General features: G+C 70.1%; 21 protein-coding genes. 7 read left to right on the forward strand and 14 right to left on the reverse strand.

All coding sequences use genetic code 11. The features are described from left to right. Positions 1–17: 17 nt before the first annotated feature. The 5 genes from ABT345_RS15945 to ABT345_RS15965 all read right to left on the reverse strand — a co-directional run bounded on the left by ABT345_RS15945 (position 18) and on the right by ABT345_RS15965 (position 8,479). Positions 18–1,064 (reverse strand): anti-sigma factor family protein, encoded by a 1,047-nt coding sequence (locus ABT345_RS15945; RefSeq protein WP_345089291.1) that lies wholly within the window; start codon positions 1,062–1,064, stop codon positions 18–20. Further along, complete coding sequence (sigM, locus tag ABT345_RS15950) at positions 1,061–1,753, reverse strand: RNA polymerase sigma factor SigM (protein ID WP_345089294.1); 693 nt, start codon at positions 1,751–1,753, stop codon at positions 1,061–1,063. Before sigM ends, ABT345_RS15945 begins: the two co-directional genes overlap by 4 nt. A gap of 306 nt (positions 1,754–2,059) precedes the next feature. Beyond that, positions 2,060–3,775 (reverse strand): protein kinase family protein, encoded by a 1,716-nt coding sequence (locus ABT345_RS15955; protein WP_345089296.1) that lies wholly within the window; start codon positions 3,773–3,775, stop codon positions 2,060–2,062. Positions 3,776–3,879: 104 nt separating this feature from the next. Further along, on the reverse strand, positions 3,880–6,087 hold the full coding sequence (gene murJ / locus ABT345_RS15960) for a murein biosynthesis integral membrane protein MurJ (protein WP_345089299.1): 2,208 nt from the start codon (positions 6,085–6,087) through the stop codon (positions 3,880–3,882). Positions 6,088–6,133: 46 nt separating this feature from the next. Next, positions 6,134–8,479 carry a DUF6049 family protein gene (locus ABT345_RS15965; RefSeq protein ID WP_465270457.1) on the reverse strand — a complete coding sequence of 782 codons (2,346 nt, stop codon included), beginning with the start codon at positions 8,477–8,479 and terminating at the stop codon, positions 6,134–6,136. A 180-nt stretch (positions 8,480–8,659) separates the two neighbouring features. Between ABT345_RS15965 and ABT345_RS15970 the strand changes: the two genes are divergently transcribed. Further along, entirely contained in the window at positions 8,660–10,135 is a 1,476-nt protein-coding gene (locus tag ABT345_RS15970; protein ID WP_345089305.1) for a CCA tRNA nucleotidyltransferase, read from the forward strand. A gap of 140 nt (positions 10,136–10,275) precedes the next feature. On the opposite strand, the gene ABT345_RS15975 is transcribed toward ABT345_RS15970, so the two are convergent. From ABT345_RS15975 to ABT345_RS15990, 4 genes are all read right to left on the reverse strand, one after another. Next, a complete protein-coding gene (locus tag ABT345_RS15975) occupies positions 10,276–10,878 on the reverse strand; it encodes an LppU/SCO3897 family protein (protein WP_345089308.1) in 603 nt (200 codons plus the stop codon). Between the two features lie 109 nt (positions 10,879–10,987). Next, complete coding sequence (locus tag ABT345_RS15980; RefSeq protein WP_345089311.1) at positions 10,988–12,247, reverse strand: MFS transporter; 1,260 nt, start codon at positions 12,245–12,247, stop codon at positions 10,988–10,990. Positions 12,248–12,325: 78 nt separating this feature from the next. Next, a complete protein-coding gene (locus ABT345_RS15985) occupies positions 12,326–13,408 on the reverse strand; it encodes an inositol-3-phosphate synthase (RefSeq protein ID WP_345089314.1) in 1,083 nt (360 codons plus the stop codon). Between the two features lie 46 nt (positions 13,409–13,454). Then, complete coding sequence (locus ABT345_RS15990; RefSeq protein ID WP_345089318.1) at positions 13,455–14,135, reverse strand: PadR family transcriptional regulator; 681 nt, start codon at positions 14,133–14,135, stop codon at positions 13,455–13,457. Between the two features lie 361 nt (positions 14,136–14,496). Here ABT345_RS15990 and ABT345_RS15995 point away from each other — a divergent pair, with 361 nt between their 5' ends. Further along, positions 14,497–17,154 (forward strand): transglycosylase domain-containing protein, encoded by a 2,658-nt coding sequence (locus tag ABT345_RS15995; protein WP_345089322.1) that lies wholly within the window; start codon positions 14,497–14,499, stop codon positions 17,152–17,154. A 152-nt stretch (positions 17,155–17,306) separates the two neighbouring features. Then, positions 17,307–18,785, forward strand: coding sequence for a glycosyltransferase family 87 protein (locus tag ABT345_RS16000; RefSeq protein WP_345089324.1), 1,479 nt, complete (start codon positions 17,307–17,309; stop codon positions 18,783–18,785). Positions 18,786–18,866: 81 nt separating this feature from the next. Here ABT345_RS16000 and ABT345_RS16005 read toward each other — a convergent pair whose 3' ends face one another. The 3 genes from ABT345_RS16005 to ABT345_RS16015 all read right to left on the reverse strand — a co-directional run bounded on the left by ABT345_RS16005 (position 18,867) and on the right by ABT345_RS16015 (position 21,588). Next, entirely contained in the window at positions 18,867–19,898 is a 1,032-nt protein-coding gene (locus ABT345_RS16005) for an alanine racemase (protein ID WP_345089327.1), read from the reverse strand. Positions 19,899–19,957: 59 nt separating this feature from the next. Then, entirely contained in the window at positions 19,958–21,076 is a 1,119-nt protein-coding gene (locus ABT345_RS16010; protein ID WP_345089330.1) for a lipid II:glycine glycyltransferase FemX, read from the reverse strand. 197 nt (positions 21,077–21,273) lie between these two features. Further along, a complete protein-coding gene (locus ABT345_RS16015) occupies positions 21,274–21,588 on the reverse strand; it encodes a hypothetical protein (protein WP_345089333.1) in 315 nt (104 codons plus the stop codon). Positions 21,589–21,815: 227 nt separating this feature from the next. On the opposite strand from ABT345_RS16015, the gene rpsF reads away from it, so the two are divergent. The 4 genes from rpsF to rplI all read left to right on the forward strand — a co-directional run bounded on the left by rpsF (position 21,816) and on the right by rplI (position 23,587). Continuing rightward, entirely contained in the window at positions 21,816–22,106 is a 291-nt protein-coding gene (gene rpsF, locus ABT345_RS16020) for a 30S ribosomal protein S6 (protein ID WP_345089336.1), read from the forward strand. 81 nt (positions 22,107–22,187) lie between these two features. After that, positions 22,188–22,781: a single-stranded DNA-binding protein gene (locus ABT345_RS16025; RefSeq protein ID WP_345089339.1), complete on the forward strand. Its 594-nt coding sequence runs from the start codon at positions 22,188–22,190 to the stop codon at positions 22,779–22,781. A 104-nt stretch (positions 22,782–22,885) separates the two neighbouring features. Beyond that, on the forward strand, positions 22,886–23,122 hold the full coding sequence (gene rpsR, locus ABT345_RS16030; RefSeq protein ID WP_003978893.1) for a 30S ribosomal protein S18: 237 nt from the start codon (positions 22,886–22,888) through the stop codon (positions 23,120–23,122). Between the two features lie 18 nt (positions 23,123–23,140). After that, positions 23,141–23,587 (forward strand): 50S ribosomal protein L9, encoded by a 447-nt coding sequence (gene rplI / locus ABT345_RS16035; RefSeq protein ID WP_345089343.1) that lies wholly within the window; start codon positions 23,141–23,143, stop codon positions 23,585–23,587. A gap of 70 nt (positions 23,588–23,657) precedes the next feature. On the opposite strand, the gene ABT345_RS16040 is transcribed toward rplI, so the two are convergent. Both ABT345_RS16040 and ABT345_RS16045 read right to left on the reverse strand, forming a co-directional pair. Continuing rightward, positions 23,658–24,515, reverse strand: coding sequence for a trypsin-like serine peptidase (locus ABT345_RS16040; RefSeq protein WP_345089346.1), 858 nt, complete (start codon positions 24,513–24,515; stop codon positions 23,658–23,660). Between the two features lie 39 nt (positions 24,516–24,554). Beyond that, positions 24,555–25,892, reverse strand: a complete 1,338-nt coding sequence (locus ABT345_RS16045; RefSeq protein ID WP_345089349.1) for an MATE family efflux transporter — start codon at positions 25,890–25,892, stop codon at positions 24,555–24,557. Positions 25,893–26,221 lie beyond the last annotated feature (329 nt).

Below are 26,221 nucleotides of genomic sequence, written 5' to 3' on the forward strand. Positions count from 1 at the left end.
CAGCGCACAGTGGCCGATCAGTCCCGGGGGTAGGAGCGGCTCAGCAGAACGTTCCCGGGCGGCGCCGGCGGCGTGGCGGAGATGCAGGAGGCGTCGACCACATAGGCGGTGACGCGCTTCGGATCGGCGGGCATCGAGAGGACCACGAGGTAGACATTCTTGTCCTGGTAGGTGTCCTGCCGGGCGGCGAGTGGGGCCTCGGGGCGGCCGATGCCCTTGCTGACGCAGGACGGCACGGTGGCGTTCCCACCGCGCATCGGGGTTTCCGGCTCGCTGCGGGTGCCGATCTCGGGGGACTTCTGCGCGCCCTCGGTGGCGAGGAGCTTGTGGACCTGGGTGGCAAGTGTCGCGGAGGACAGCTCCCCGGGCGTGCCGGTGCCCTTTTCGGTCGCCGTGGTGTGCCGGTCCGCCGTCCCGCCGTCGGGGCCGGCCTCGGACGAGGAGTTCTGTACGAGGATTCCGCCCACCCCGATCAGGGCGGCGGCCGCGGCCGCGCCCAGCAGGGCCCGCGGCCAGCGACGGGACCGGGGTGAGCGGCCGCCCGGTGTGCGCCGCCCGGGACCGGTGGCGCCGCGGGGGCGTCCGGCAGGTCGAGCCACGCCCGGGGATGGTGGCGTCGCCTCGGTTTCACGTGAAACATCGATGGCACCCTCAGCTGTTTCACGTGAAACAGTGACGGCGTCCGCGGCTGTTTCACGTGAAACAGGGCCGGGCGGGTCGGCGGATTCGCGGGGCTCGGGGATGGGGCCCGCAGTGGAAGCAGTGGTCGGCCCGTTGGGTGTTTCACGTGAAACCGAGGGATCCGGTGTGGCGTTCAGCAGCGCCTCGGCCGCGAGAGCGGCGTCGATGCGTCCGGCGACCTCGGCGGGCATGGACACCGGGCCGGGGAGCGTACCGAGCAGGTCCCGGATCTCCTCCAGGGAGGCGAAGACGTCCTCGCAGAGCGCGCACGATGCCAGGTGCGCGCGGACTTCGGTGGTACGGGCCGGGGGAAGCAGGCCCTCCGTGAGGTCGGAGAGCTCCGAGACCTCCGGGTGCTCATCCGTGCCGGTTGTCGACGTCACGCTCGCCCACCTCCGCCCTTCACGGCACCTGTGTCGTTCGGTCCTGGTGTCGGTGGGACGGATCCCCCCGGCTCCTGGTTCCTTGTCGCCCCCGCCGTTCCGCTGCCGTCCTCCGCCCTGAGATGCCGGACCAGCGGCAGCAGCCGGGCACGACCGCGAGCGCAGCGGCTCTTCACCGTGCCCGTGGGCACATCGAGGACGGCCGCGGCTTCCGCGACGGGATAGCCCTGCATGTCGACGAGGACGAGCGCGGCGCGTTGCTCCTCCGGAAGGGTACGCAGCGCGCCGAGCAGCTCGCGGTGGAGGTCTTGGCGCTCCGCCGGTACCGCGGCCGACTCCTGCGGCTCCAGGAGCTGGTCCAGCTGGTCGGTCTCGGCGACGGGCGACGTACGCCGGGAGGCCGCCTTGCGGGCCCGGTCCAGGCAGGCGTTCACCGTGATGCGATGCAGCCAGGTGGTGACGGCCGACTGACCGCGAAAGGTGTGGGCGGCCCGGTAGGCGGAGACCAGCGCGTCCTGCACGGCATCGGCGGCCTCTTCGCGGTCGCCGAGAGTACGGATCGCGACCGCCCAGAGCCGGTCGCGGTGGCGTCGGACGATTTCCCCGAAGGCATCGGGATCACCCTTGACGTGCAGCGCAAGAAGCTCGGCGTCGCTCGACGTGGCTGCTTCGTCATCTTCGGCGCGCACGGCCCTCCCAGGTGCTCTTTCCCCCGCCCCATTGAAGCCCGCCGCCTGGCGAAAGTAAATGAAACGGCGGGTGCACGGTCTCATAAGAAGGCCACTGACCAGCGCAAACGAGCCCGTGATGCAGAGGCCTGCGGTAAAGGGGGAGAAATGAGGTATTCGTGCACGGGGAAAACCGGGCTTGTTCCGGAATGCGGGGGAAAACCGGCGGTACCGGTCGATCCGTCCGGCGGGCGGAAAGCGCAGGGGCCCGGCCGATGGATCGACCGGGCCCCTGCGCTGTCTGCGAGATGTCCTGGGGGACCTCGCTCATCCGGTGAAGGAGATCTCCCGGATGGCCTGCTTGTAGCCCGCACTGCTGTAGCCGTCGCCCGGTGCGTAGGGCATCGCCGTCATCCAGGCCAGGACGTAGCGCGCCTTCGCCGGGGTGCCGAGGCGGACCTTCGCGACGGTCTCCGAGGTGTCCGCACTGCCGAGGCGCTTCATGGAGCTGAGCGGGGTGCCGGACGCCAAGGACGGCGCCGCATAGAGCGTGATCTTGGTGTGCGGACCCGCGTAGTGCAGGTCTATCGACGCACCGCTGATCTGCTGTTCCGAGCCGAGGTCGTAGATGATGCCGACGCCCTGCTTGTAGTGCGGGTTCATGTCGGGGCCGTCGCGAAAGCTCTTGCTCCGCCAGTAGGTGCTGGAGTCCTTGTCGTAGGTGTAGCGCACCTGGTCGGGATGTTGTGCGACCCCGTCCGGGTAGTACTCGGCGGCATCCTCGATCTTGAGCGGCTTGCCGTTCGGCTTGGTGTCGTGGTGCGAGTTGGCCTGCGGGGTCCCGCTGCCGGAGGTGTCGTTCTCCTGCTTGAGCAGGGTGTCCGCCAGCTGCCAGCTGCCGAGTCCCAGCGCGGCGATCAGCAGCGCGGAGACGCACCACTTCAGCGCCTTGCCGGTGCGGCTCTGCAGCGGGGGCGGCGGCGTGGGCACGGGCTGGGTGGCGCGGTTCATCGGGTGGCTGCGCGCCGCCTGGCCGTAGCTGCCCTGCTGGTACTGGGTCCGCTGGTACGGCGGCGGAGTGGTGAACGCCGTCTCCGGGGGCCGGATGCGGGGCATCGCCGCCACCGCCTTGGCCAGCTCGTCCGGGGTGGTGCACGGCTGCTCCTGGCGGGAGGCGGTGGCACCGTCGTTGACCAGCGCGCGCATGGCCAGCTCGGACAGGCCGCGGTGGACGCCGGCCCGTACCTGGTCGGGAGCGATCAGCCCGACGCCCTTGGGCAGACCGGACATGCCGTAGGCATCGTTCTCGTACGGCCAGCGCTGGGTCAGCGCGGCGTAGAGCAGCGCGCCGATGGCCTCGGTGTCCGAGCGCTGCGGCTCGTCGCAGGTGAGTCCGCGCAGCGCCGCCATGATCGCGAGGCCGCGGATGCGGTACTGCCCGGACTCCGTGCGGAGCACCGAACCGGGGTTGATCCGCAGATGCGACAGGCCCTCGCGGTGGGCGGCGGCCATCGCCTGGGAGACCTGGCTGACGAGCTGGTAGGCGTCGTGCGGCTCCAGGGGCCCCGCGGCGAGCACGGTCGCCAGGTCGGTGGCGTCGGGCAGCCACTCGTGGACGACGTAGACGAGGTCGTTCTCCTCGACCGCGTCGAGGATCTGCACGAAGCGCGGGTCGCCGAGGAGCGCCGCGGAGCGGGCAGCCGAGAGCACCGGCCGGGCCCGCGGGTGGTCGGCGGGCAGGATGTGCACCCCGACGGCGCGGCGCAGCTTCTCGTCGACCGCGCGCCAGCTGCTGAATCCCTCCAGCCGGGTGACGCACTCCTCCAAGCGGTAGCGCTTGGCGAGCTTGTGGCCGCTGTGCAGCTCGGAGGGTTGCGCGTCGGCTGCCGCGGTCGCGTCATCGGTGCCGACGGCTTCCTTCTCCGCGCCGGACGCCTTGTCGGGCTTCGCGCCGTCGTCCGTGGCCTTCTCCGCCTTGGCGGTCAGCGGTTGGTCACCGCTCGTGTCGGCCACGTCGACGGCAGCCGTGCTCCGTTCCGCCACCGTCGTTCCTGCCTCCCCATCCGTTGCAGGCTCAATGAGCCACGACAATTGTGCCCACAGTCCGCCACTATGCACGACACGCGGTGGCGGTCGATGGTTGTGCCTCAGCGCCCCAGCTTGGCGCGGACCATGCCGACCAGCGCCGTCATCTCTTCGATGCGCATCTTCCGCGCGGCCACGTAGAAGACCCCCAGAAGGGCGACCGCACCCACGATCAGCGCGGCCAGCGACCCGAGGAATCCACTGCCGAGTCCCTGCATGATGCCGTACACCGCCGCACCGGCGATGACGGTTGCGGGAATGCTTGCGCCCGCCAGGCGGGCGTACGTGCGCACGATACGGGCGCTGTCCAGGTCACCGTTCATCCGCCTGCTCAGCCGGCGCCAGGCGACCACGACACCGATCATGTAGGCGATGCCGTACGCCGCCGCCATGCCGATCACCGCCCAGCGCGCGGGCAGGACCAGGAAGCAGGCGGCCGAGGCGGCGGCGTTGACCGCCGCGACGATCACGGTGTTGTAGAAGGGCGTCCGGGTGTCCTCGTAGGCGTAGAAGGCCCGCAGGATCACGTACTGCACCGAGAACGGGATGAGGCCGATGCCGAAGGCCATCAGCATGTAGCCCATCGGCACACCCGCGCCGGACGAGCCGTAGACCAGCGTGCACAGCGGGACGCCGAGCGCCAGGAAGCCGAACGAGATCGGGACGATGGCGACGGCCGAGGTCCGCAGGCCCTGGGACATGTCGTCCCGGACCGCGCCGGTGTCGCCGTCGGCCGCCGACCGGGCCAGCCGCGGCAGCAGCGCCGCCATCACGGAGACGGTGATGATCGCCTGCGGCATGTTCCAGATCAGCTGGGCGCTGGCGTACGAGATGAAGCCGGTGCCGGGGTGGCCCTGGCTGTCCGCGGTGTTGCCGGCCCAGGTCGAGAGCTGGGTGACGACGAGGACGCCCGCCTGGTTGGCGAGGACGAACAGGACCGTCCACTTCGCGAGCTTGGCGGCCTTGCCCAGCCCGTGCCCGCGCCAGTCGAACCGCAGCCGGAACCTGAAGTCCGCGTCCCGCAGGTACGGGATCATCGCCAGCGCCTGCACCACGAGACCGAGCAGGGTGCCGATGCCCAGCAGCCGGATGCCCTCGTCGGGGATGGTGGTGACGCCGATGCCGGAGGTCTTGGCGGTGCCGTACACCCAGATGAACAGCCCGAAGGTGGAGATCATGACGACGTTGTTGAGGACCGGGGTCCACATCATCGCGCCGAAGCGGCCACGGGCGTTGAGGATCTGCCCCATCACGACGTGCAGCCCCATGAAGAAGATCGTGGGCACGCAGTAGCGGGTGAACGCGACGGCGACCTCGTTGGCCGCCGGATCGCGTGAGATGGGCAGCGAGACGAGTTTCACGAGCAACGGCGCCGCGACGACCGCCAGGACCGTGAGCGCGCCCAGGATGACGATGACCAGCGTCAGCAGGCGGTTGGCGTACGCCTCGCCGCCGTCGTCGTCCTCCTTCATCGCGCGCACCATCTGTGGGACGAAGACGGAGTTCAGACCGCCGCCGATGGTCAGGATGAAGATCATCGTCGGCAGCTGGTACGCCACCTGCCAGGAGTCACCCAGCACCGCGCCGCCGAGCGCGGCGACGATCAGCGCGGAGCGGACGAAGCCGGTGAGGCGGGAGACCATCGTGCCGGCGGCCATCACGGCGCTGGACTTGAGCAGACCGGAGGCGCGGCCCCCGGACGGCTTCCCGGCGGCCGCGGCCGGCTCCGGCTCGGGCGCCGGCGGTTCCGGAGCGGGCGCCGCCTCGGGCACCACCGCCGCCGGGCCGGGCTCCGCCGCCACCGGACGGCGGGGCTCGTACGACTGCTGATCGCGGAAGAGATGCGCGAACGCATCGGACTCCGGCTGCTGGTCCGCCGCCTGCCCGAACGCGTCGCCCACCCCGGCGAACTGCACCGTCTCGGCCGCATCGGCGTACGGCGCCCCGGCGGGCGGACCCACGGGCCCGGCAGGCGCCGGCGCGCCCCAGCCCTGCTGCTGCGGGGCGTACGGGGCCGTGGACTGCGGCGGGAACGGTTCGGCAGGGGCGCCCGACGGCGGCTGGACCGCGCCGCCCGGGTACGCCGGGGCGTGGCCCTGGTGCGCCTCGTAGCGGGGGCCGTCCTGCGCGTAGGGGCTCCGGCCGTTCGGACCGTACGGCTCCTGCGGGTAGGCGTCGCGGACGCCCGGCGCCTGCGGCGCCGGTGGGACCGGCCCCGCGGGGTCGCCCTCGGCGCCCCGGCCGCGGTCACCGTCAAACGGCGCGTTCATCGCTGCCCCACCTCATCCGTCGCCGGCCCTCCGGCCCCGCCAAATATCAACGGTCCACTTTCTCACCTGAGCCGGACGGACCGGAGCCTCCCGAACCGGTGTCCGGCGTGGGGTCACTCGGCTGCCCGGCGTCCTCGCCGCTCGCGTCGTCGGTCGCGTCCGTGCCGTTCCGGCCGCCAGGACCGGGGCCGTCGGGCCCCTCGGTGCCGTCTTGACCTGCGTCGCCCTGAGGGCCCTCGTCCGTCTTCCGGGCGGCCGCCCGCTTGCGCTGGAGGTAGATCCGCACACCGGCCAGGACCAGCAGCAGCACACCGCCCGCGATGACGAGCATGACCGTCGCCGTGATCTCCGTGACGTTCACGACGAACGTCATCGGCTGACCGTACGGCTTTCCGTCCGCGGTGTAGAGCTGGGCGTTCACCCGGACCGGGCCGTTGGCGTTCGCCGTGGTGTCGAACTTGAAGGACTGGCTGTGCCCGCCGTCCACCTTGATGCGCTGCGGCTCGCCCGCGCTCAGCCGGTTCGGCTGCGAGGACGTCAGCTTCAGCGTCATCCCCTCCACGCCCTGGAGAAGGTTGTTCTGCACCGTCACCGGGATCGTCGCGCTGCGCCCGGAGAGCGTGGCGTTCGACTTCTGGATCAGGCTGACCTTCCGCGTCAGCTCGGTGAGGTAGTCCCGCACCGAACCGCGGAACGCGGCCGCTCCGGCGCGGTTGCCGCGCCACTGCGTCGACATCCCCCGCATGATCGCGTTGCCGAACGGCGTCACGACGCGCTCGGGGCGGTCCAGATTCACCCGGAACTCGTCCAGCGCCGCCTGGGTCTCCTGGATCTGGCGGAACGCCTCGGTGGGCATCTCCTGGCGGCGCAGCGACGACGGGTACGCGGCGCGGCTCGGGACGTGCCGGGCGGCCGCCTCGTCGGGCTCGGCGTTGGCGGCGTCGCTGAGGTCCAGCGGCTGCGTCCAGTCGGTGGCCTCCAGCGTCCGCAGCGCCGCGGCCATGGCCTGCGCCTGGCTGGTGGACGGCATCCGCTGCGGCGCGACGACGATGCTGCGCTGCCGGCCGGGGTCCTGCAGGCCGATCAGCCGGGTCTGGGCGAGGAACGACTGGACGGCGCGGGTGGCCCGGCCGCTCTGCGTCAGGTCGCCCTCGAAGGCGGTGGACAGCCCCGCGTCCGCGACGACGGCGGTGTTGCCGCCGCCGATCGGCCGGGCCGAGGTGGGCGTGTAGGTCAGCCGGTCGGACTCCCGCAGGCTGTCGCTGCGGGTGATGACGTTGTGGGCACCGGCGGAGGTGGCGACGTCCACGATCGAGGAGTCGATCGCGCCGTTGACGGGCCAGGCGAAGTCCGTGCGCGGCTTCACGCCCAGCGTCGTGTCGACGGTCGTGGACGCCAGCTCCGTGGCCGGGCCGAGGTGTCCGAGGGAGCTGGGCACGTTCTTGCCCTGGTGGGCGAGGGAGGCGAGATCCGGGTCGGCGAACGGGAGCGCGACGACCTCGTGGGTCTTCACCGCCTCCGTGAGGTCGTTCAGCCACTCCTTGGCGACGGCCTGGTTCTTGCCCGCGGGGCCGTCGGGGCCGTGCACCCGGTACGGCTTGGTCATCGCCTCGACCGTCGCGAGGAGGTCCGGGTCGATGACGAACGTCACCGGGAGGTCCTTGCCCAGCGCGACCATCTGCTGCAGCCGGCCACCGGGCTTGATCTCCGAGGCGAGATCGTCGTCACGGAAGACCGGCGTCTGCTGCGCGTCGGCGTCGGTCTGGGCGGTGAGGTGGGTGGAGGAGATCAGCGGCCACATGTACGTGAGCTGCGTTTTCTTCCCCGCATCGCCCTCCTGCCAGGGCAGGAAGGTCCGCTCCATGCCGAGCACCTGCTCGTACTGCCCCTGCGACCGGCCCGAGAGGGAGACGCCGAGCTGGTAGACGCCGCCGTCTCCGAGGTCGAGGTCCTTGACCGGGACGCGGAGCGAGAAGGAGCGGCTGATGCCGGGCCGGAGCGGCTCGACGTCGGCGGTGTGCCCCTTGACCTCCGGGCCGTCCTCGGCCGGGGAGAACCCGGTGCGCCGGGCGGCGGTGTCGAGCGCGCTGCGCCCGTTGAGCGCCGGGCCGCGCCGGAGGGCGACATGGGCGTCGGTGACCGTGGTCCGGCTCTCGTTGGTCACGGTGCCGGAGACGGTGACGGTGTCGCCCTTGCCGGGGGCCTGCGGGGTCAGCGAGTCGATGCTGACGTCGACGGTGCGCGGCCCGGTCGGGGCGGCGTGCGCCGCGGGGGCCAGCGGGAGCTGCATCAGGCCCATGAGCAGGGGCACCCCGGTGAACAGCGCGGCGCCGCGTCGTAGCCGGCGCCCGCGCGGCCGTTCAGTCCACCGGAACCTTGCCGCATCGGCCACGCGCTCGCCCGTCCCTCGTCGTCGTCAGTGGTCGTTGGAATGTGCGTCCACGCATGGTAACGAGGTGCGCCGTGGCGTCGTGCCATGGTGTGCGCCACAAGATCACGGGCCGGGCCGGTCACGGCGGCGCCCCTGACGGCGGGACGCCGGGCGTGGCACGGGCACGTACCCTTTTCAGTTGTGCCGAACGCCAACAATGACATCCCCGCCCCGCAGTCCGAGCGGTCTGCGCAGTCGACGAATGCGCTGAGCCAGGTGCAGCGCCGTGCCGTGAGCGAGCTGCTGCGGGTCTCCCCCGTGGCGGACGACCTGGCCCGCCGGTTCCAGGAGGCCGGGTTCACGCTTGCCCTGGTCGGCGGTTCGGTGCGGGATGCGCTCCTGGGCCGGCTCGGCAACGACCTGGACTTCACCACGGATGCGCGCCCCGAGGACGTTTTGAAGATCGTCCGTCCGTGGGCCGACGCGGTGTGGGAGGTCGGCATCGCGTTCGGCACCGTCGGCTGCAAGAAGAGCTCCTTCGACATCGAGGTGACGACGTACCGCTCCGAGGCGTACGACCGCACCTCGCGCAAGCCGGAGGTGTCGTACGGCGACTCCATCGAGGAAGACCTGGTCCGCCGCGACTTCACGGTGAACGCGATGGCCGTTTTCCTCCCGCAGAAGGAGTTCATCGACCCGCACGGCGGTCTGGAGGACCTGGCGGCCCGGGTGCTGCGGACGCCCGGCACCCCGCAGGAGTCCTTCTCGGACGACCCGCTGCGGATGATGCGCGCGGCCCGTTTCGCCGCTCAGCTGGACTTCGAGGTCGCCCCCGACGTCGTGGCGGCGATGAAGGCGATGGCGGGGCGGATCGGGATCGTGTCCGCGGAGCGCGTCCGGGACGAGCTGAACAAGCTGATCCTGGCGGCGCACCCGCGCAAGGGACTCAGGCTGCTGGTCGACTCGGGGATCGCCGAGCGGGTGCTGCCCGAACTGCCCGCGCTCCGGCTGGAGCGTGACGAGCATCACCGCCACAAGGACGTCTACGAGCACACGCTCACGGTCCTGGAGCAGGCGATCGACCTTGAGGAGGACGGGCCGGACCTGGTGCTGCGGCTGGCGGCGCTGCTGCACGACATCGGGAAGCCGAAGACCCGCCGGTTCGAGAGCGACGGCCGGGTCTCGTTCCACCACCACGAGGTGGTCGGCGCCAAGATGACCAAGAAGCGCATGATCGCGCTGAAGTACTCGAACGACCTGGTGAAGGACGTCTCGCGGCTCGTGGAGCTGCATCTGCGGTTCCACGGCTACGGAACCGGGGAGTGGACGGACTCGGCGGTCCGCCGCTACGTCCGCGATGCGGGCCCGCAGCTGTCCCGGCTGCACAAGCTCACCCGCTCGGACTGCACGACGCGTAACAAGCGGAAGGCGAATGCCTTGTCGCGGGCGTACGACGGTCTGGAGGAGCGCATCGCGCGCCTGCAGGAGCAGGAGGAGCTGGATGCGATCCGGCCCGACCTGGACGGCAACGAGATCATGCAGATCCTCGGCATCGCCCCGGGCCCGGCCGTCGGCAAGGCGTACAAGCAGATGCTGGAGATCCGGCTGGAGAACGGTCCCATGGAGCGGGAGGCGGCCATCGCCGCTCTGAAGGAGTGGTGGGCCACGCAGGGCTGATGTTTCACGTGAAACGGGCGGCCGGCGAGCCGGGTGGTTGGCGGGCCGTCATGTTCCACGTGAAACATGGTGGATGAGGTGCGGGGCGGTGTTTCACGTGAAACACCGCCCCGAGGCTTGTCCGCCGTGCTCGGCCGACGCTACTTCGCCGAGGTCAGACAGAGCACCATGTGGGTGTCGGCGCGCTTACGACGCTCCACGGTCTTGGTGTACGCCGACTCCCCCGCGGAGCAGACGGACGGGTCGGAGGTGTCGTTGTGCACCGCGGTCACCTTGTACTGGGCCTCCGAGGTGCCGCAATCCACGACCTTGAGACCGTCGTCGAGCGAGCTTTCGGACTTCTTGACGCAGTCACCGACCTCGGCGCTGTCCGCGTCGTCCAGGCTGGAGATCCAGAAGATCCCGCCGACGATCAGCATGAGGACGACGCCGATGCCCTTCAGGATCGCCTTGGGGGACCGCTGCTTGGCGGGACGCGGCGGAGGCACGGGAGCGCCACTCTGCCCGTAGTGCTGCTGCGGAGGCACGGGAGCGCCACCCTGCCCGTAGGGCTGCTGCGGCGGCGCGGGGTACCCCGGCTGCGGCTGCTGATAGCCATACGGAGCCGGTGGCTGCTGGGGCTGGCCGTACCCGGGCTGGGGCTGACCGTAGGGAGCCTGGGGCGGCTGCGGTGCCTGGGGATAGGGGTTCTGCCCGTACGGCGCCTGGCCGTACGGGTTCGGGCCCTGAGGCGGCATGGTCATGGAACTCCCCCGAATTTGATGTGTACAGGCTCGTGCAGGACGCCCGTAAGGTATCTGGTCCGCGTGCCCGGCTGCTGCGCCCGGCCGCCCCTGTGCGGGGCAGCGGTGCCTACCCGTGCCTACGGCGCACCACCGCCGCGGCGACGCATGCGTAGATCACGGTCACCATGAGCAGCAGAGCACCGGATCTGCCGTCCGGCGGCAGCAGGAGGGCGGCGACCGCGGCGGCACCGACGAAGGCGATGTTGAACAGCACGTCGTAGACGGCGAAGATCCGGCCGCGGAACGCGTCGTCCACCGTGGCCTGGACGACCGTGTCCGTGGAGATCTTGGTTCCTTGGGTGCCGAGCCCGAGCACGAAGGCGGCGACCAGTATCGGCCCCGGCATGAAGAACAGACCGAGCGCCGGCACCGGCACCGCGCCGATGGCGGCACAGCAGGCGATCCAGCCGAACGCGCCGAAGCGCGCCACCGCCCACGGCGTGACGACGGCTGCCGTGAAGAAGCCCGCGCCCGACACCAGGACGGCGACCCCGAGCAGGGCCAGGCCCTCGGATTCGGTCGCGGTCCAGGCGTACCGGCACAGCATCAGCACCATGACCGTCAGCGCTCCGTAGCAGAAGCGGATGAGGGTCATCGCGGCCAGTGCGCGGGCCGGGGTGCGCCGCCCGGCGAGATGGCGCAGCCCCTCCGCGAGGCCTCGTACGGTGCTCAGCAGGGCTTGTCGCAGCTGCGGTGGGCGGGCGGTGAGGTCGGGGCCGAGCAGCTGTGGCGCCATCCGCAGCGCGGTGAGCGCCGAGCAGAAGTAGAGGGCCGCGGCCAGCAGTATGACGAACGCGTCCACGTCCGGGCCGGCCAGCCGGACCGCGAAGGCGAGCCCGCCGCCGGCCGTCGCGGCGAGCGTACCGGCCGTGGGCGCAAGGGAGTTGGCCACGACCAGCTGTGGTCCGCCGTCGACCACCCGGGGCAGCGCGGCCGAGAGCCCGGCCAGGACGAACCGGTTCACCGCGGTCACCGAGAGGGCCGAGGCGTAGAAGAGCCAGTCGGGGACGTCCGCCGCGATCAGCGCCGCCGTCGCCATGGCCAGCAGCGTGCGCAGCAGATTGCCGTGGAGCAGGACCTGGCGGCGCCGCCAGCGGTCGAGCAGCACGCCGGTGAACGGCCCGAGGAGCGAGTACGGCAGCAGCAGGATCGCCATGGCGGAGGCGATGGCCGCCGGTGAGGTCTGCTTCTCCGGCGAGAAGACGACGTAGGTGGCGAGCGCGACCTGGAACACCCCGTCGGCCGCCTGGGACAGCAGCCGTGCGGCGAGGAGCGAACGGAAGTCACGTAGCCGGAGTAATACGCGTAGGTCGCGCACAGCATGCATGAGGCACAGCCTCACACAGCCCGCAGGCCCCCGGGCGGAATACCCGGAGGCCTGCGAAACGAGGGTGCGAAGTGCGCGTCAGCGCTCGACCTCGCCCTTGATGAACTTCTCGACGTTCTCGCGCGCCTCGTCGTCGAAGTACTGCACGGGCGGCGACTTCATGAAGTACGAGGAGGCGGAGAGGACCGGTCCGCCGATGCCGCGGTCCTTGGCGATCTTCGCGGCGCGCAGCGCGTCGATGATGACGCCCGCGGAGTTCGGGGAGTCCCAGACCTCGAGCTTGTACTCGAGGTTCAGCGGGACGTCGCCGAACGCGCGGCCCTCCAGGCGGACGTACGCCCACTTGCGGTCGTCCAGCCAGGCCACGAAGTCCGAGGGGCCGATGTGGACGTTGTCCTCGCCCAGCTCACGGTCCCTGATCTGGGAGGTGACGGCCTGCGTCTTGGAGATCTTCTTGGACTCCAGCCGCTCCCGCTCCAGCATGTTCTTGAAGTCCATGTTGCCGCCGACGTTCAGCTGCATCGTGCGGTCCAGGATGACGCCCCGGTCCTCGAAGAGCTTGGCCATCACACGGTGCGTGATGGTGGCGCCGACCTGCGACTTGATGTCGTCACCGACGATCGGGACACCGGCCTCGGTGAACTTGTCCGCCCACTCCTTGGTGCCGGCGATGAAGACCGGAAGGGCGTTGACGAAGGCGACCTTGGCGTCGATGGCGCACTGCGCGTAGTACTTCGCCGCCTCCTCGGAGCCCACAGGGAGGTAGCAGACCAGGACGTCGACCTGCTTGTCCTTGAGGACCTGGACGATGTCGACCGGAGCCTGATCCGACTCCTCGATCGTCATGCGGTAGTACTTGCCCAGGCCGTCGAGGGTGTGGCCGCGCTGGACCGTCACACCGGCGTTCGGCACGTCGCAGATCTTGATGGTGTTGTTCTCGCTGGCGTCGATCGCGTCCGCGAGATCCAGGCCGACCTTCTTGGCGTCGACGTCGAAGGCGGCCACGAACTCGATGTCACGGACGTGGTAGTCGCCGAACTGCACATGCATGAGGCCGGGCACACGGCTCTCCGGATCGGCGTCCTTGTAGAACTCGACGCCTTGTACCAGCGAGGCGGCGCAGTTGCCCACGCCGACGATGGCTACGCGAACCGAACCCATTCCGGTTGCTCCCTGTGTTCTCGCTGAGGTCCTGCCGGACAGGACCTCATGTGGTGGTGTCATCGGACGGATCCGGCCGGGAACCGCCCCGGTGCCGGGGCAGGCCGTCCGTCTCTCCTGACCGATCCTGCTTGTCCCGCTCAGCGGCCCCGGGCGTCTGCCGATCGCGCCCGGTGCGCTCGCTCTCGATGAGTCCGTTCAGCCAACGCACCTCGCGCTCCACGGATTCCATGCCGTGGCGCTGGAGTTCGAGGGTGTAGTCGTCCAGCCGTTCACGGCTGCGGGCCAGGGAGGTACGCATCCTTTCGAGACGTTCCTCCAGCCGGCTGCGGCGCCCTTCCAGCACCCGCATGCGGACGTCCCGCGACGTCTGGCCGAAGAACGCGAACCGGACGCCGAAGTGCTCGTCCTCCCACGCGTCCGGACCGGAGTGCGCGAGCAGCTCCGCGAAGTGCTCCTTCCCTGCCGTGGTCAAGCGGTAGACGATCTTCGCCCGGCGTCCGGTCAGAGCCGTGGCGGGCGCGCCCTCGGGCGGGCCACCCGGCTCCTCCATGAGCCAGCCGTTCGCGACCAGCGACTTGAGGCAGGGGTAGAGGGTGCCGTAGCTGAACGCGCGGAATACCCCGAGCGAGGTGTTGAGCCGCTTGCGCAACTCGTAGCCGTGCATCGGGGACTCGCGCAGCAGGCCCAGAACGGCGAATTCGAGGACGCCGGAGCGTCTGCTCATCCTTCGCCTCCTCGACCTCGCGCACTCTTTATGCCGTGCTGATGTATCGACTCGATACATCCAGACGATAGAACGCCATGTGGGACGGGACAAGCAAGGGTCCGGTGAACGGCGTCACATCACCGATTCATAGGGTCCAACCTGCCTGATTTGGAGTGAATTTAGCCGGTGGGCAGGTTTTGGCCGTGCGTAGTCTGTGCGGCATGCAGACTGCCGGGAACCGTGGGCCGATAACTGGCGTCCCCGTGCTCGGTGCAGTGCGGCCCGCGCGTCAGGAACGGGCCGTGCTTCGGGGGGACCTGAAGACAACTACCGCCTTCAGGCGACGAGATAGCGCGCCTGCCCGAGGAGTATTCGTTCCATGAGCGAGCACCGTCGCAAACCGCCACAGCCGCAAGGTGGCGGACGCGCCGCGGCCCGACGTGCCGCACAGCAGTCATCGGGGCGTCGCTCGGCGCCCCGCGGTGCTGCTTCCGGCTCCACATCCCACTCCGCCTCGCACGGTCAGGAGCGGCCTCCCGGCGGGCGGGCGGAAGCACGCCGTGCGGCGCAGCGCGGCGGTCGCCGGCGGGCGGCCGATGCGGCGGGGGCCGGCGGCGCGGGAGGCGGCCGGGGCCGTCGCGGTGGCGGCGCGGGCAGCGGTGGAGGCGGTCGCGGCCGGGGCGGAAACGGCCCGGGCAAGAAGCGCCTCATCGACTACCCGCGCGCCGGACGTGACGGATGGCGCCGCTTCGTGCCGTCCTGGAAGCTGGTCACGACGCTCTGCGTCGCCTTCCTGGGCGTCATAGTCGGGGTCGCCGGTATCGCTCTGTGGCTGGTGGAGGTGCCCAAGGAGAGCATCGCGGCCCGGCAGGAGAACAACATCTACTACTGGGCCAACGGTGACGTCATGGCCCGCGACGGCGAGACCAACCGGCAGATCGTCCAGATCAGCGACATCCCGATGTCGATGCAGAACGCGGCGATCGCCGCGGAGAACGCGACGTTCCGGGACGACTCCGGTGTCGACCCGATGGGCATCCTCCGCGCCCTGGTCAAGATGGCCAAGGGCGAGGAGACCCAGAGCGGTTCGACCATCACTCAGCAGTACGTCAAGAACGCCATGCTGAGCCAGGACCAGACGCTCAGCCGTAAGTTCAAAGAGCTCTTCATCTCCATCAAGGTCGGCGGGACGTTGGGGAAGGACCAGATCCTCCAGGGCTACTTCAACACCAGCTACTTCGGACGCGGCTCCTACGGCATCCAGGCGGCGGCCCAGGCCTACTACGGCAAGGACGCCCGTGAGCTGAAGCCGGACGAGGCCGCGCTGCTGGTGACGGTGCTCAAGGGTCCCGAGCTGTACGATCCCGCGGGCGGTTCGGTGCCGAACGCCAGCCCCCAGGAGAACGAGAAGCGGGCCAGGAACCGCTGGTCGTGGGTGCTCGACCGGGAGGTCGAGGTGGGCCTGATGCCGAAGAGCGAGCGGGCCAAGTACACGAAGTTCCCCATGCCGCAGCAGCCGAAGTCGACGGCGAGTCAGAACGGCCAGATCGGCTATCTGATGGACACGGCCAAGAAGTACGTCCTCAAGAACACCCACCTCAGCCAGGCGGCGTTCGACAAGGGCGGCTACCAGATCTACACGACCTTCGACAAGAAGAAGGTCAACGCGCTGGCCAGCTCGGTCAAGAAGGTCAACAAGCGCTACATCAACCCCGAGAAGCGCGAGAAGGACAAGTACGTCCAGTTCGGTGGCGCCTCGGTGGAGCCCGGCACCGGCAAGATCGTCGCGATATACGGCGGTGAGGGCTACGACAAGGGCCACTTCAGCAACAACGCCGACACCTTCGGTGTGCCGGTCGGCTCGACCTGGAAGCCGTTCGTCCTCGCGGCGGCGATGAAGTACGGGACGCAGCACAGCAACGGCCAGCCGCTGTCGCCGGAGAGCCGCTACAACGGTGACGACCACCTCAAGGTGAAGAACGCCGACGGCACCGACTACCTGTCGAAGGACAACTCGCCCTTCTACCAGATGAACGAGAGCAACCATCCCTGGGGCTACATCACCCTCAACAAGGCGATGGAGCAGTCGGTCAACACCCCGTTCGTGCAGCTCGGCATGGATGTCGGGATGAGCAAGGTGCGGGACATGGCGAGGGCCGCGGGCATCTCGGACGCGAGCTTCGACAAGTACCTCAACCCCTCGTTCGCCCTCGGCACCTCGACGCCCAGCGCGATCCGCATGGCCAACGCCTATGCGACGTTCGCGAAGTCGGGCACCAAGGTGGAGCCGTACTCGGTCACCGAGGTGAAGCACCACGGCGAGGCGGTGGACGGCATCGAGGCGCCCACGAAGGAATCGACGATCGACCCGGACATCGCCAACAACGTCACCAAGGTGCTGGAGAACGTCATCACGAACGGTACGGCCAAGGTGGAGGCGACGAAGCTGGGCCGTCCCGCCGCGGGCAAGACCGGTACCACCGACGAGAACAAGTCGGCGTGGTTCGTGGGATACACCCCGCAGTTGTCGACCGCGATCTCGATGTTCCGTGAGGACCCGAAGAACCCCCGCCAGCTCTCCATGAACGGCGTCGGTGGCTTCGACTCGATCCACGGTGGTGCGCTGCCCACCGAGGTCTGGACGCAGTACATGATCAAGGCACTGGAGGGCACGCCGGTCCAGGACTTCCCGGCGGCCACGCCCATCGGCCAGCGCTTCGACGAGGCGGGCATGCCGTCTCCGACGCCCACCATGAAGCCGTCGGAGACGCCGTCCGAGAAGCCCTCGGAGACGCCTTCGCACTCCGAGACGCCGACCCACTCGCCGACGCCCACGGCCACGGAGACGTGTGCCGACTGGGACATCGGCTGCCACAACGACGGCGGTACGACCGGCGGGCCCGGCGGCGGTCCCGGTGGCGGCCCCGGCGGTGGGCCGGGCGGCGACACCGGTGGGGACACCCAGACGCCCGATCCGACGGGCGGCGGCGGTCCCGGCGGCGGCTGGCTCGGCGGCCCCAACGGGGAGAACCCCTGATCCAGCTACGTTTCACGTGAAACGGCCCGCCGCAGCGGCAGCCGAACCCACGTCCGTTTCACGTGAAACAACGCATCGCGAAGCCCCCGACCCGGCTCGACCGGGCGGGGGCTTCGCCGCGTTCCGCACCGGGCGTGCGGCAGGATGGGGCCATGACGAGCGTGCGCGGGGACGAGTCCGTACGGCCCACACAGCGGGACGAGGTCGCGGCAGCCGGCAGCGAGCTGCTCGGCGGGCCGCTCGGCCGCCGGGCGCTGCTCGGCACGAGCCGGCTCACCCCGGTCCGGGTGATCGTGCTCGTCGCACTCGGCATGTTCGCCCTGGGGATGGTGCAGAAGCTCCCCTGCTACAACGGCGGCTGGTTCTTCGGCGCCACCACGCAGTACGTCCACGCCTGCTACTCCGACATCCCGCACCTCTTCTCCGGGCGCGGCTTCGCCGACGGGCTCATCCCCTACTTCGACCGGCTGCCCGGCGACATGGAGTACCTGGAGTACCCCGTCCTGACCGGACTGTTCATGGAGGTCGCCTCCTGGCTGACCCCGAACGGCGGCGAGATCGTCCAGCGCGAGCAGATCTACTGGCTGGTCAACGCCGGGATGCTGATGGTCTGCGCCACCGTCCTCGTCGTCTGCGTGGCCCGTACGCACCGCAACCGCCCCTGGGACGGACTGTTCGTCGCGCTGGCGCCCGCGCTGGCGCTGACCGCCACGATCAACTGGGACCTGCTCGCCGTCGCGCTCACCGCCGCGGGCATGCTCCTGTGGTCCCGCAGCCATCCGCTCCGCGCCGGTGTGCTCATCGGGCTGGCGACCGCCGCCAAGCTCTACCCCGTCCTCCTGCTGGGCCCGCTGCTGGTGCTCTTCTGGCGAGCCGGCGCCTGGCGCGCCTACGGCCGGTGCCTGACCGGTGCCGTCGCCTCCTGGCTCGTGGTGAACCTCCCGGTGATGTTCACGCACGACCCGAGCGGCTTCCACCTCCGTGAGGGCTGGGCGAAGTTCTACACCTTCAGCCAGGAACGGCCGATCGACTTCGGCTCCGTGTGGCTGCTGATCTCCCAGCGCACCGGGAACCCGCTGGAGAACGCCAACCTCTACGCCACGCTGCTGATGCTCCTCGGCTGCGGCGGCCTGGCCCTGCTCACCCTCTACGCACCGCGCCGCCCGCGCTTCGCACAGCTCGCCTTCCTCGTCGTCGCGCTCTTCGTCCTGACGAACAAGGTGTACTCCCCGCAGTACGTGCTCTGGCTGATCCCGCTGGCGGCGCTGGCCCGGCCGCGATGGCGGGACTTCCTGATCTGGCAGGGCTGCGAGGTCCTGTACTTCCTGGGGATCTGGATGTACCTCGCCTACACGGGCAGCGGCGACAAGCACCAGGGCCTGCCGCCGGAGGGCTATCAGCTGGCGATCCTGGTCCATCTGCTCGGCACGCTCTACCTCTGCGCGGTCGTCATCCGCGATGTGCTGCTGCCGGAGCGCGACGTGGTCCGCCGGGACGGCGAGGACGACCCGTCCGGCGGCGTCCTCGACCGGGCACCCGACGTCTTCGTCCTGGGCCGGGCCCCGCGCCCCCGCCCCGCCGTGCACTTCGAGGCCGCCCCGCGGGTGCGCTGGGGCGCCGTACGGGAGTGACCGGGCTCCGGAACGGGCGAAGGCCCGGCCCCGCGGGAGTGCCGCGGGGCCGGGCCTTCGTCGTAGGGGCCGTGGACCGGGTCAGCGGTCGACGATCCGGTCGAACTGCGTCGTGGTGTGCCGCAGATGCGCCACCAGTTCCTCGCCGACCTGCGGCGCGGGCGCGTCGCTCGGCACGAAGAGGATCGACACCTGCATGTGCGGCGGCTCCGCGAACCAGCGCTGCTTGCCGGACCAGACGTACGGGGCGAGATTGCGGTTGACCGTCGCCAGGCCCGCCCGTGCCACGCCCTTGGCCCGCGGCATCACGCCGTGCAGCGCCTTGGGCGACTCCAGGCCGACGCCGTGCGAGGTGCCGCCGGCCACGACCACCAGATAGCCGTCGGACGCGGCCTTCTGCTGGCGGTAGCCGAAGCGCTCGCCCTTGGCGACCCGGGTGACGTCGAGGACCGAACCGCGGTACTCGGTGGCCTCGTGGTCGCCGAGCCAGAGCCGGGTGCCGATCCGCGCGCGGAAGCGGGTCTGCGGGAACTGCTGCTGGAGACGGGCCAGCTCCTCGGCCTTGAGGTGGCTGACGAACATGGTGTGCAGCGGGAGGCGGGCGGCCCGCAGCCGGTCCATCCAGCCGATGACCTCCTCGACGGCGTCGGAGCCGTCGGTGCGGTCCAGCGGCAGGTGGATGGCGAAGCCCTCCAGCCGGACGTCCTCGATGGCGGCGGCCAGCTTGGGCAGGTCCTCCGGCGTGACGCCGTGCCGCTTCATGCTGCTCATGACCTCGATGACGACCCGGGCGCCCACCAGGCCGCCCACGCCCTCGACCGAGGAGACCGAACGGATCGCGCGGTCGGGCAGCGGCACCGGCTCCTCGCCGTGGCGGAACGGCGTCAGGACGAGGAGGTCACCGCTGAAGAAGTCCTTGATCCGGGCCGCTTCGTAGGTCGTCCCGACGGCGAGGATGTCGGCCCCGAGACGGGCGGCCTCATCGGCCAGGCGCTCGTGGCCGAAGCCGTAGCCGTTGCCCTTGCAGACCGGGACGAGCCCGGGGAACTGCTGGAGAACGCTCTGGTGATGCGCCCGCCAGCGCGCGGTGTCGACGTAGAGGGTGAGCGCCATGGCCGGGCCCGGGACCTTTCTCGTGGCTGGTTGTGACGGAAAGACGTACGCAGGGAGGGTCAGCGGCGCGACATATACATGTCGAGCGCCTTGTGGAGCAGCTTGTTCAGCGGGAAGTCCCACTCGCCGAGGTACTCCGCCGCCTGACCGCCGGTGCCGACCTTGAACTGGATCAGGCCGAAGAGGTGGTCGGTCTCGTCCAGCGAGTCGCTGATGCCGCGCAGGTCGTAGACGGTCGCGCCGAGCGCGTAGGCGTCCCGCAGCATCCGCCACTGCATGGCGTTGGACGGGCGCACCTCACGGCCGATGTTGTCGGAGGCGCCGTACGAGTACCAGACGTGTCCGCCGACGACCAGCATCGTCGCGGCCGAGAGGTTCACGCCGTTGTGGCGGGCGAAGTAGAGCCGCATGCGGTTGGGGTCCTCGGAGTTGAGGGTCGTCCACATGCGCTGGAAGTAGCCGAGCGGGCGCGGCCGGAACTTGTCGCGCTCCGCGGTGATCTCGTAGAGCCGCTGCCACTCGGCCAGGTCCTCGTAGCCGCCCTGGACGACCTCGACGCCGGCCTTCTCGGCCTTCTTGATGTTGCGGCGCCAGAGCTGGTTGAAGCCCTTGTGGACCTCCTCCAGCGAGCGGTTGGCGAGCGGCACCTGGTAGACGTAGCGCGGCTGGACGTCACCGAATCCGGCGCCGGCGTCCTCGCCCTGCTGCCAGCCCATCTTGCGCAGCCGGTCGGCGACCTCGAAGGCGCGCGGCTCGATGTGCGTCGCCTCGACGTCCCGCAGCCGCTTGACGTCCGGGTCCTGGATACCGGCCTTGATCGCGGGGGCGTCCCAGCGGCGGATGATCACCGGCGGGCCCATCTTCACGGAGAACGCGCCCTGCTGCTTGAGGTGCGCCAGCATGGGCTGGAGCCAGTCCTCCAGATTCGGGGCGTACCAGTTGATGACCGGGCCCTCGGGCAGGTAGGCGAGGTACCGCTTGATCTTCGGGAGCTGCCGGTAGAGGACCAGGCCCACGCCGACCAGCTCACCGCTCTTGTCGAACCAGCCGAGGTTCTCCGAGCGCCATTCGGCCTTCACATCCGCCCACGCCGGGACCTGGCAGTGGCTCGCCGCGGGCAGATTCTGGATGTATGCCAGATGCTGCTCTCGGCTGATGGTCCTCAGGGTCAGGCTCATGCGGGGCGCTCCTCGGCAGGTGTGTCCCCAGGGTCGGGGCTCCGGCTCTCGCGCCGAAGCCTACTGGGGAGCGTCCCGTTCAGGCGTACGGGAGCCGCGAGCGTGCCCGCCGCACCGGGCGGGGAGGGGCCCGCGGTCCACGGCGGAGGCGGCGCCCGCGGTGGACGCCGCCTCGCGTGCGGAGCGGTCCGGCCGGGTCAGAAGAGGCCGCCGAAGAGCCCGCCGTGCGCGATGCCGATGTAGAAGCCGACGGCCGAGGCGCCGAGGCCGATGATCGTCATGAAGCGCTCACCGGTCGTGGACGAGACGAACTGGCTCCAGAGTCCCGTGGCGATGCCGACGAGGCCGACCCAGGAGCTGACCAGGTGCAGGCCGGGCGAGAGGGTGGTGAAGACGGCGATGGCGCCGAGCACCAGGGTCACGGTGGCCAGCGTGTTCTCGACCGGATGCTGTTTGCCGTCGCTGTTGAGGAGCGCGAGCAGGTTGCGCTGGGTCCTTACTGCCTGTGCCATGCGGCACCTCCCATGAGAGGCGGCGCGCGTCGCGCCGCTCACACCCGATGTGTTCCAGATTGCGGGGTTTCGCGGGCGGATTTCAACCGGAAGCGTGGCAGCGGGTACGCTGTACGGTCTGCGCCCATCTCTGTCCGGATATCCCGGCGGGGCCGGCGCGGAACGCATCACGACCCTCCTGCCACGGAACGACCGTGGCCGCTGAGTCCAAAGGAGGTGGGTTCCACATGCGTCACTACGAGGTGATGGTCATCCTCGACCCCGATCTGGAGGAGCGCGCTGTCTCTCCCCTGATCGAGAACTTCCTTTCCGTCGTCCGTGAGGGCAACGGCAAGGTCGAGAAGGTCGACACCTGGGGCCGTCGTCGTCTCTCGTACGAGATCAACAAGAAGCCCGAGGGCATCTACTCGGTCATCGACCTGCAGGCCACGCCTGCGGTCGTCAAGGAGCTCGACCGTCAGATGAACCTGAACGAGTCGGTCCTCCGGACCAAGGTCCTCCGTCCCGAGACCCACTGAACGCTTCGGCGTCAGCGGTAACCGGGTCCGAGTAGCAGCAACACCAGCAGCCAGCAGCACACCCGCCGAGAGGTTCCCCTAATGGCAGGCGAGACCGTCATCACGGTCGTCGGCAATCTTGTCGACGACCCCGAGCTGCGCTTCACCCCGTCCGGTGCGGCGGTCGCGAAGTTCCGCGTCGCGTCCACTCCCCGCACCTTCGACCGTCAGACCAATGAGTGGAAGGACGGCGAGAGCCTGTTCCTGACCTGCTCGGTGTGGCGTCAGGCGGCGGAGAACGTCGCCGAGTCCCTCACGCGGGGCACCCGCGTGATCGTGCAGGGCCGTCTCAAGCAGCGGTCGTACGAGGACCGCGAGGGCGTGAAGCGCACGGTCTACGAGCTCGATGTCGACGAGGTCGGCGCGAGCCTGCGCAACGCCACGGCCAAGGTCACCAAGACCAGCGGTCGCGGTGGCCAGGGCGGCGGCTTCGGCGGCGGTCCGCAGGGCGGTGGCCAGGGTGGCGGCGGTTGGGGCGGCGGCCCCGGCGGCGGCCAGCAGCAGGGCGGCGGCGGTGCTCCCGCCGACGACCCGTGGGCGACCGGCGGCCCCTCCGGCGGCGGCCAGCAGGGTGGCGGCGGCGGTGGCTGGGGCGGTGGCTCCGGCGGCGGCTACTCGGACGAGCCGCCCTTCTAGGCCCGTGCGGCCGTCCGCGACGTTTCACGTGAAACGTCGCGGAAATCCGGCCCGCGGCCTCAGGGCGTCAGCACGAAACTTCTTGAACTCACTGGAGAGAGACAATGGCGAAGCCGCCTGCTCGCAAGCCTAAGAAGAAGGTTTGCGTGTTCTGCAAGGAGAAGATCTCCTACGTCGACTACAAGGACACGAACCTGCTGCGGAAGTTCATTTCCGACCGCGGCAAGATCCGTGCCCGCCGAGTCACCGGCAACTGCACCCAGCACCAGCGTGACGTCGCCACGGCCGTGAAGAACAGCCGTGAGATGGCGCTGCTGCCCTACACGTCCACCGCGCGATAAGGGAAGGGTGACCGAAACATGAAGATCATCCTCACCCACGAGGTCTCCGGCCTCGGCACCGCCGGCGACGTCGTTGACGTCAAGGACGGTTACGCCCGCAACTACCTGGTCCCGCGCGGTTTCGCGATCCGCTGGACCAAGGGCGGCGAGAAGGACGTCGAGCAGATCCGCCGCGGTCGCAAGATCCGCGAGATCGCCACGATCGAGCAGGCCAACGAGGTCAAGGGCCAGCTCGAGGGCGTCAAGGTGAAGCTCGCGGTCCGCGCCGGCGAGGCCGGCCGTCTGTTCGGCTCCGTCACCCCGGCCGACATCGCTTCGGCGGTCAAGGCTGCCGGTGGTCCGGACGTCGACAAGCGCCGCGTCGAGATCGGTTCGCCGATCAAGACCCTGGGCGCGCACCAGGTCTCCGTGCGTCTGCACGCCGAGGTCACCGCGAAGGTCGGCGTCGAGGTCGTCGCCGCCTGAGCTGGGCAGTAAACGCCGAAGGGCCGCATCCCGGGAACGGGGTGCGGCCCTTCGCCGTGTCCGGGGCGGCTCAGTCGTCGGCCTGGGCGCGCCGGTAGAGGGCGGCGATGTCGTCGTCGAAGTAGGCGGCGTACGAGACGTTGTCCTCGTCCCCGCCGCCGAGGTGGCCGCCGAGGACGCCGATGACCGTGCCGGTCTGGCTCTTGGGGTCGTAGTCGGCGAGCCAGGGGCTGCCGCTGGTGCCGCCCGCGAAGTCGTCGCACTGGATGCGCATCTGGGTGCTGCTGTACTTCGTGGTGCGGTTCTGGCAGGAGATCGGGGTGTCCCGGCTGCTGGGGTAGCCGGTGACCTTGACCTCGTTGTCGAAGCCGCGGTCTATGCCGAGAGTGTTGCCGCCGAGGACGTCCTGGATCTGCTTGCCGCCCTTGGAGTCCAGGGTCAGGAAGGCGACGTCGAGATCCTCGTCGTCGGAAGCGGTCCAGCGGTGGTCGACGAAGATCTTCCGGACCTTCCACAGGCCGGTGGGTTCGTCGCCGTCGCGGTAGTCCGGGGCGAAGACGAGGTCGTCGACCGGCTTTCCGGTGTCCGGGTCGAAGGCGCAGTGCGCGGCCGTGACCAGCATGTTCCGCCCGGGGCTCTGCACCACGCTGGCGGTGCAGAAGTGGTTGCCGCTGTCGTCCTTCTCGAAGACCGCGCCGATCCGGGCGTTCTCCTCCGTACGGCGCGGGGTGTAGGCGCTGCCGTCCGACGCGGGAGCGGTCGCCGCGGGGTCCTGGTCCTGGGGCGGCTCGTCACCGGTGCCGGACTTCCCGAAGCCGTACGGCGCGGCGAGGGGCGACGGCTCCTCGGTCGCGTAACCCGTGAGGATGCCTGCCCCGATGACCACCAGCGTCAGGGGGAGCAGCGATTTCCAGGCAAGCGGGCGCACTCCGTCATTATCGGCAACGCTCCGAAGATCGGTAGTGGTTCAGCGGAAGGCACCGGTCACAATCCACCGGCCGGAGCGTGCACGGAGCCAGAGCGTGAGCATGCGGACGGTCATCATCAGGGCCATCGCCCACCACAGCGCCGTGAGCCCGCCGCCGAGCGCCGGGACGGCCAGCGCCGCGGGGGCGAACAGCGCGAGCGTCACCAGCATCGCCCAGGCCAGATACGGCCCGTCCCCGGCGCCCATCAGCACGCCGTCGAGGATGAAGACGATGCCGGAGACGGGCTGGGTGAGGGCGACGACCAGAAGAGTGGTGAGCAGCGGTCCGCGGACCGCGGGGTCGGTGGTGAAGAGGGGGATGAACAGCGGCCGGGCGGCCACGACGAGGATGCCGAGGACGACACCGGAGGCGATGCCCCACTGCACCATGCGGCGGCAGGCGGCCCTGGCGCCGTCCTCGTCGCCCGCGCCGAGGTAGCGGCCGATGATGGCCTGACCCGCGATGGCGATGGCGTCCAGGGCGAAGGCCAGCAGCGACCAGAGGGTGAGGACGATCTGGTGGGCGGCGACCTCGGCATCGCCCAGCCGGGCGGCGACCGCGGTGGCGATCATGAGGACGGCGCGGAGCGAGAGGGTGCGGACGAGCAGGGGCACGCCCGCCTGGGCACTGGCCCGTATCCCGGCTGCGTCGGGGCGCAGCGAGGCGCCGTGCCGGCGGGCGCCGCGGATCACCACGGCGAGGTAGACGGCGGCCATGGCGCACTGGGCGATGACCGTGCCCCAGGCGGAGCCGGCGATGCCGAGCCCGGCGCCGTAGACCAGGCCGATGTTGAGGGCGGCGTTGGCCGTGAAACCGCCGATGGCGACGTAGAGCGGGGTGCGGGTGTCCTGGAGACCGCGGAGGACGCCGGTGGCGGCCAGCACGACGAGCATCGCGGGGATGCCGAGCGCGCTGATCCGCAGGTAGGTGGTGGCGTACGGGGCGGCGGTGCCGGAGGCGCCGAACAGCTCGACGAGGGCGGGCGCGGTCGGCAGGACGGCGGCGATGACGGCGGCGCCGAGGAGGAGGGCCAGCCAGATGCCGTCCATGCCCTGCCGGATGGCGGCGGGCAGATCGCCGGCGCCGACCCGGCGGGCGACCGCGGCGGTGGTGGCGTAGGCGAGGAAGACGAAGACGGAGACGGCGGTTGTGAGGAGGGCGGCGGCGACGCCGAGTCCGGCGAGCTGCGGGGTGCCGAGGTGGCCGATGACGGCGCTGTCGACCATCACGAACAGGGGTTCCGCGACGAGGGAGCCGAAGGCAGGCAGGGCGAGCGCGATGATCTCGCGGTCGTGGCGGCGGGCGGAGCGCCGTGGCGTCGCGGGAGCCTGTGTCATGCGCACAATCTAATCTTCCACAGGTAATAGATGCAAGGCGATAGTGATCCTTACTTTTCGCTGGACGGGGTGAGGGGGCACACGTCTGCGGCGTCGATCATGAACAGGTTGCCGAAGTTTTTCTCCCCCACAGCCTATGGACGGCGAATCCGCAGGTCACAGGGGTGCGATCGGGTTGATTGTGTGCTTGTCCACAGTGGTTTCCCCCAGGCCGTGCACAGGAACAGGGGAGTTCTCCACAGCTGAGGGCCAGTCATCCACACCGCCTGTGGATAACCAGATTGGCGGACGGTGCGTACGGGCCTACCGTTGACCGGCGCCCGCCACCT

The sequence above is a fragment of the Streptomyces sp. NPDC000404 genome, assembly GCF_040300365.1.
In the GTDB taxonomy this organism is placed as follows: Bacteria; Actinomycetota; Actinomycetes; order Streptomycetales; family Streptomycetaceae; genus Streptomyces; species Streptomyces ramulosus.

Coding starts and splice junctions, on each gene's coding strand:
- ABT345_RS15980 (WP_345089311.1), bottom strand. CDS start 12,247: ATGCATGCTGTGCGCGACCTACGCGTATTACTCCGGCTACGTGACTTC.
- ABT345_RS15990 (WP_345089318.1), bottom strand. CDS start 14,135: ATGAGCAGACGCTCCGGCGTCCTCGAATTCGCCGTTCTGGGCCTGCTG.
- murJ (WP_345089299.1), bottom strand. CDS start 6,087: ATGAACGCGCCGTTTGACGGTGACCGCGGCCGGGGCGCCGAGGGCGAC.
- ABT345_RS15975 (WP_345089308.1), bottom strand. CDS start 10,878: ATGACCATGCCGCCTCAGGGCCCGAACCCGTACGGCCAGGCGCCGTAC.
- ABT345_RS15995 (WP_345089322.1), top strand. CDS start 14,497: ATGAGCGAGCACCGTCGCAAACCGCCACAGCCGCAAGGTGGCGGACGC.
- ABT345_RS16015 (WP_345089333.1), bottom strand. CDS start 21,588: ATGGCACAGGCAGTAAGGACCCAGCGCAACCTGCTCGCGCTCCTCAAC.
- rpsF (WP_345089336.1), top strand. CDS start 21,816: ATGCGTCACTACGAGGTGATGGTCATCCTCGACCCCGATCTGGAGGAG.
- rpsR (WP_003978893.1), top strand. CDS start 22,886: ATGGCGAAGCCGCCTGCTCGCAAGCCTAAGAAGAAGGTTTGCGTGTTC.
- ABT345_RS16045 (WP_345089349.1), bottom strand. CDS start 25,892: ATGACACAGGCTCCCGCGACGCCACGGCGCTCCGCCCGCCGCCACGAC.
- ABT345_RS16010 (WP_345089330.1), bottom strand. CDS start 21,076: ATGAGCCTGACCCTGAGGACCATCAGCCGAGAGCAGCATCTGGCATAC.
- ABT345_RS16000 (WP_345089324.1), top strand. CDS start 17,307: ATGACGAGCGTGCGCGGGGACGAGTCCGTACGGCCCACACAGCGGGAC.
- ABT345_RS15985 (WP_345089314.1), bottom strand. CDS start 13,408: ATGGGTTCGGTTCGCGTAGCCATCGTCGGCGTGGGCAACTGCGCCGCC.
- ABT345_RS16005 (WP_345089327.1), bottom strand. CDS start 19,898: ATGGCGCTCACCCTCTACGTCGACACCGCGCGCTGGCGGGCGCATCAC.
- ABT345_RS16025 (WP_345089339.1), top strand. CDS start 22,188: ATGGCAGGCGAGACCGTCATCACGGTCGTCGGCAATCTTGTCGACGAC.
- rplI (WP_345089343.1), top strand. CDS start 23,141: ATGAAGATCATCCTCACCCACGAGGTCTCCGGCCTCGGCACCGCCGGC.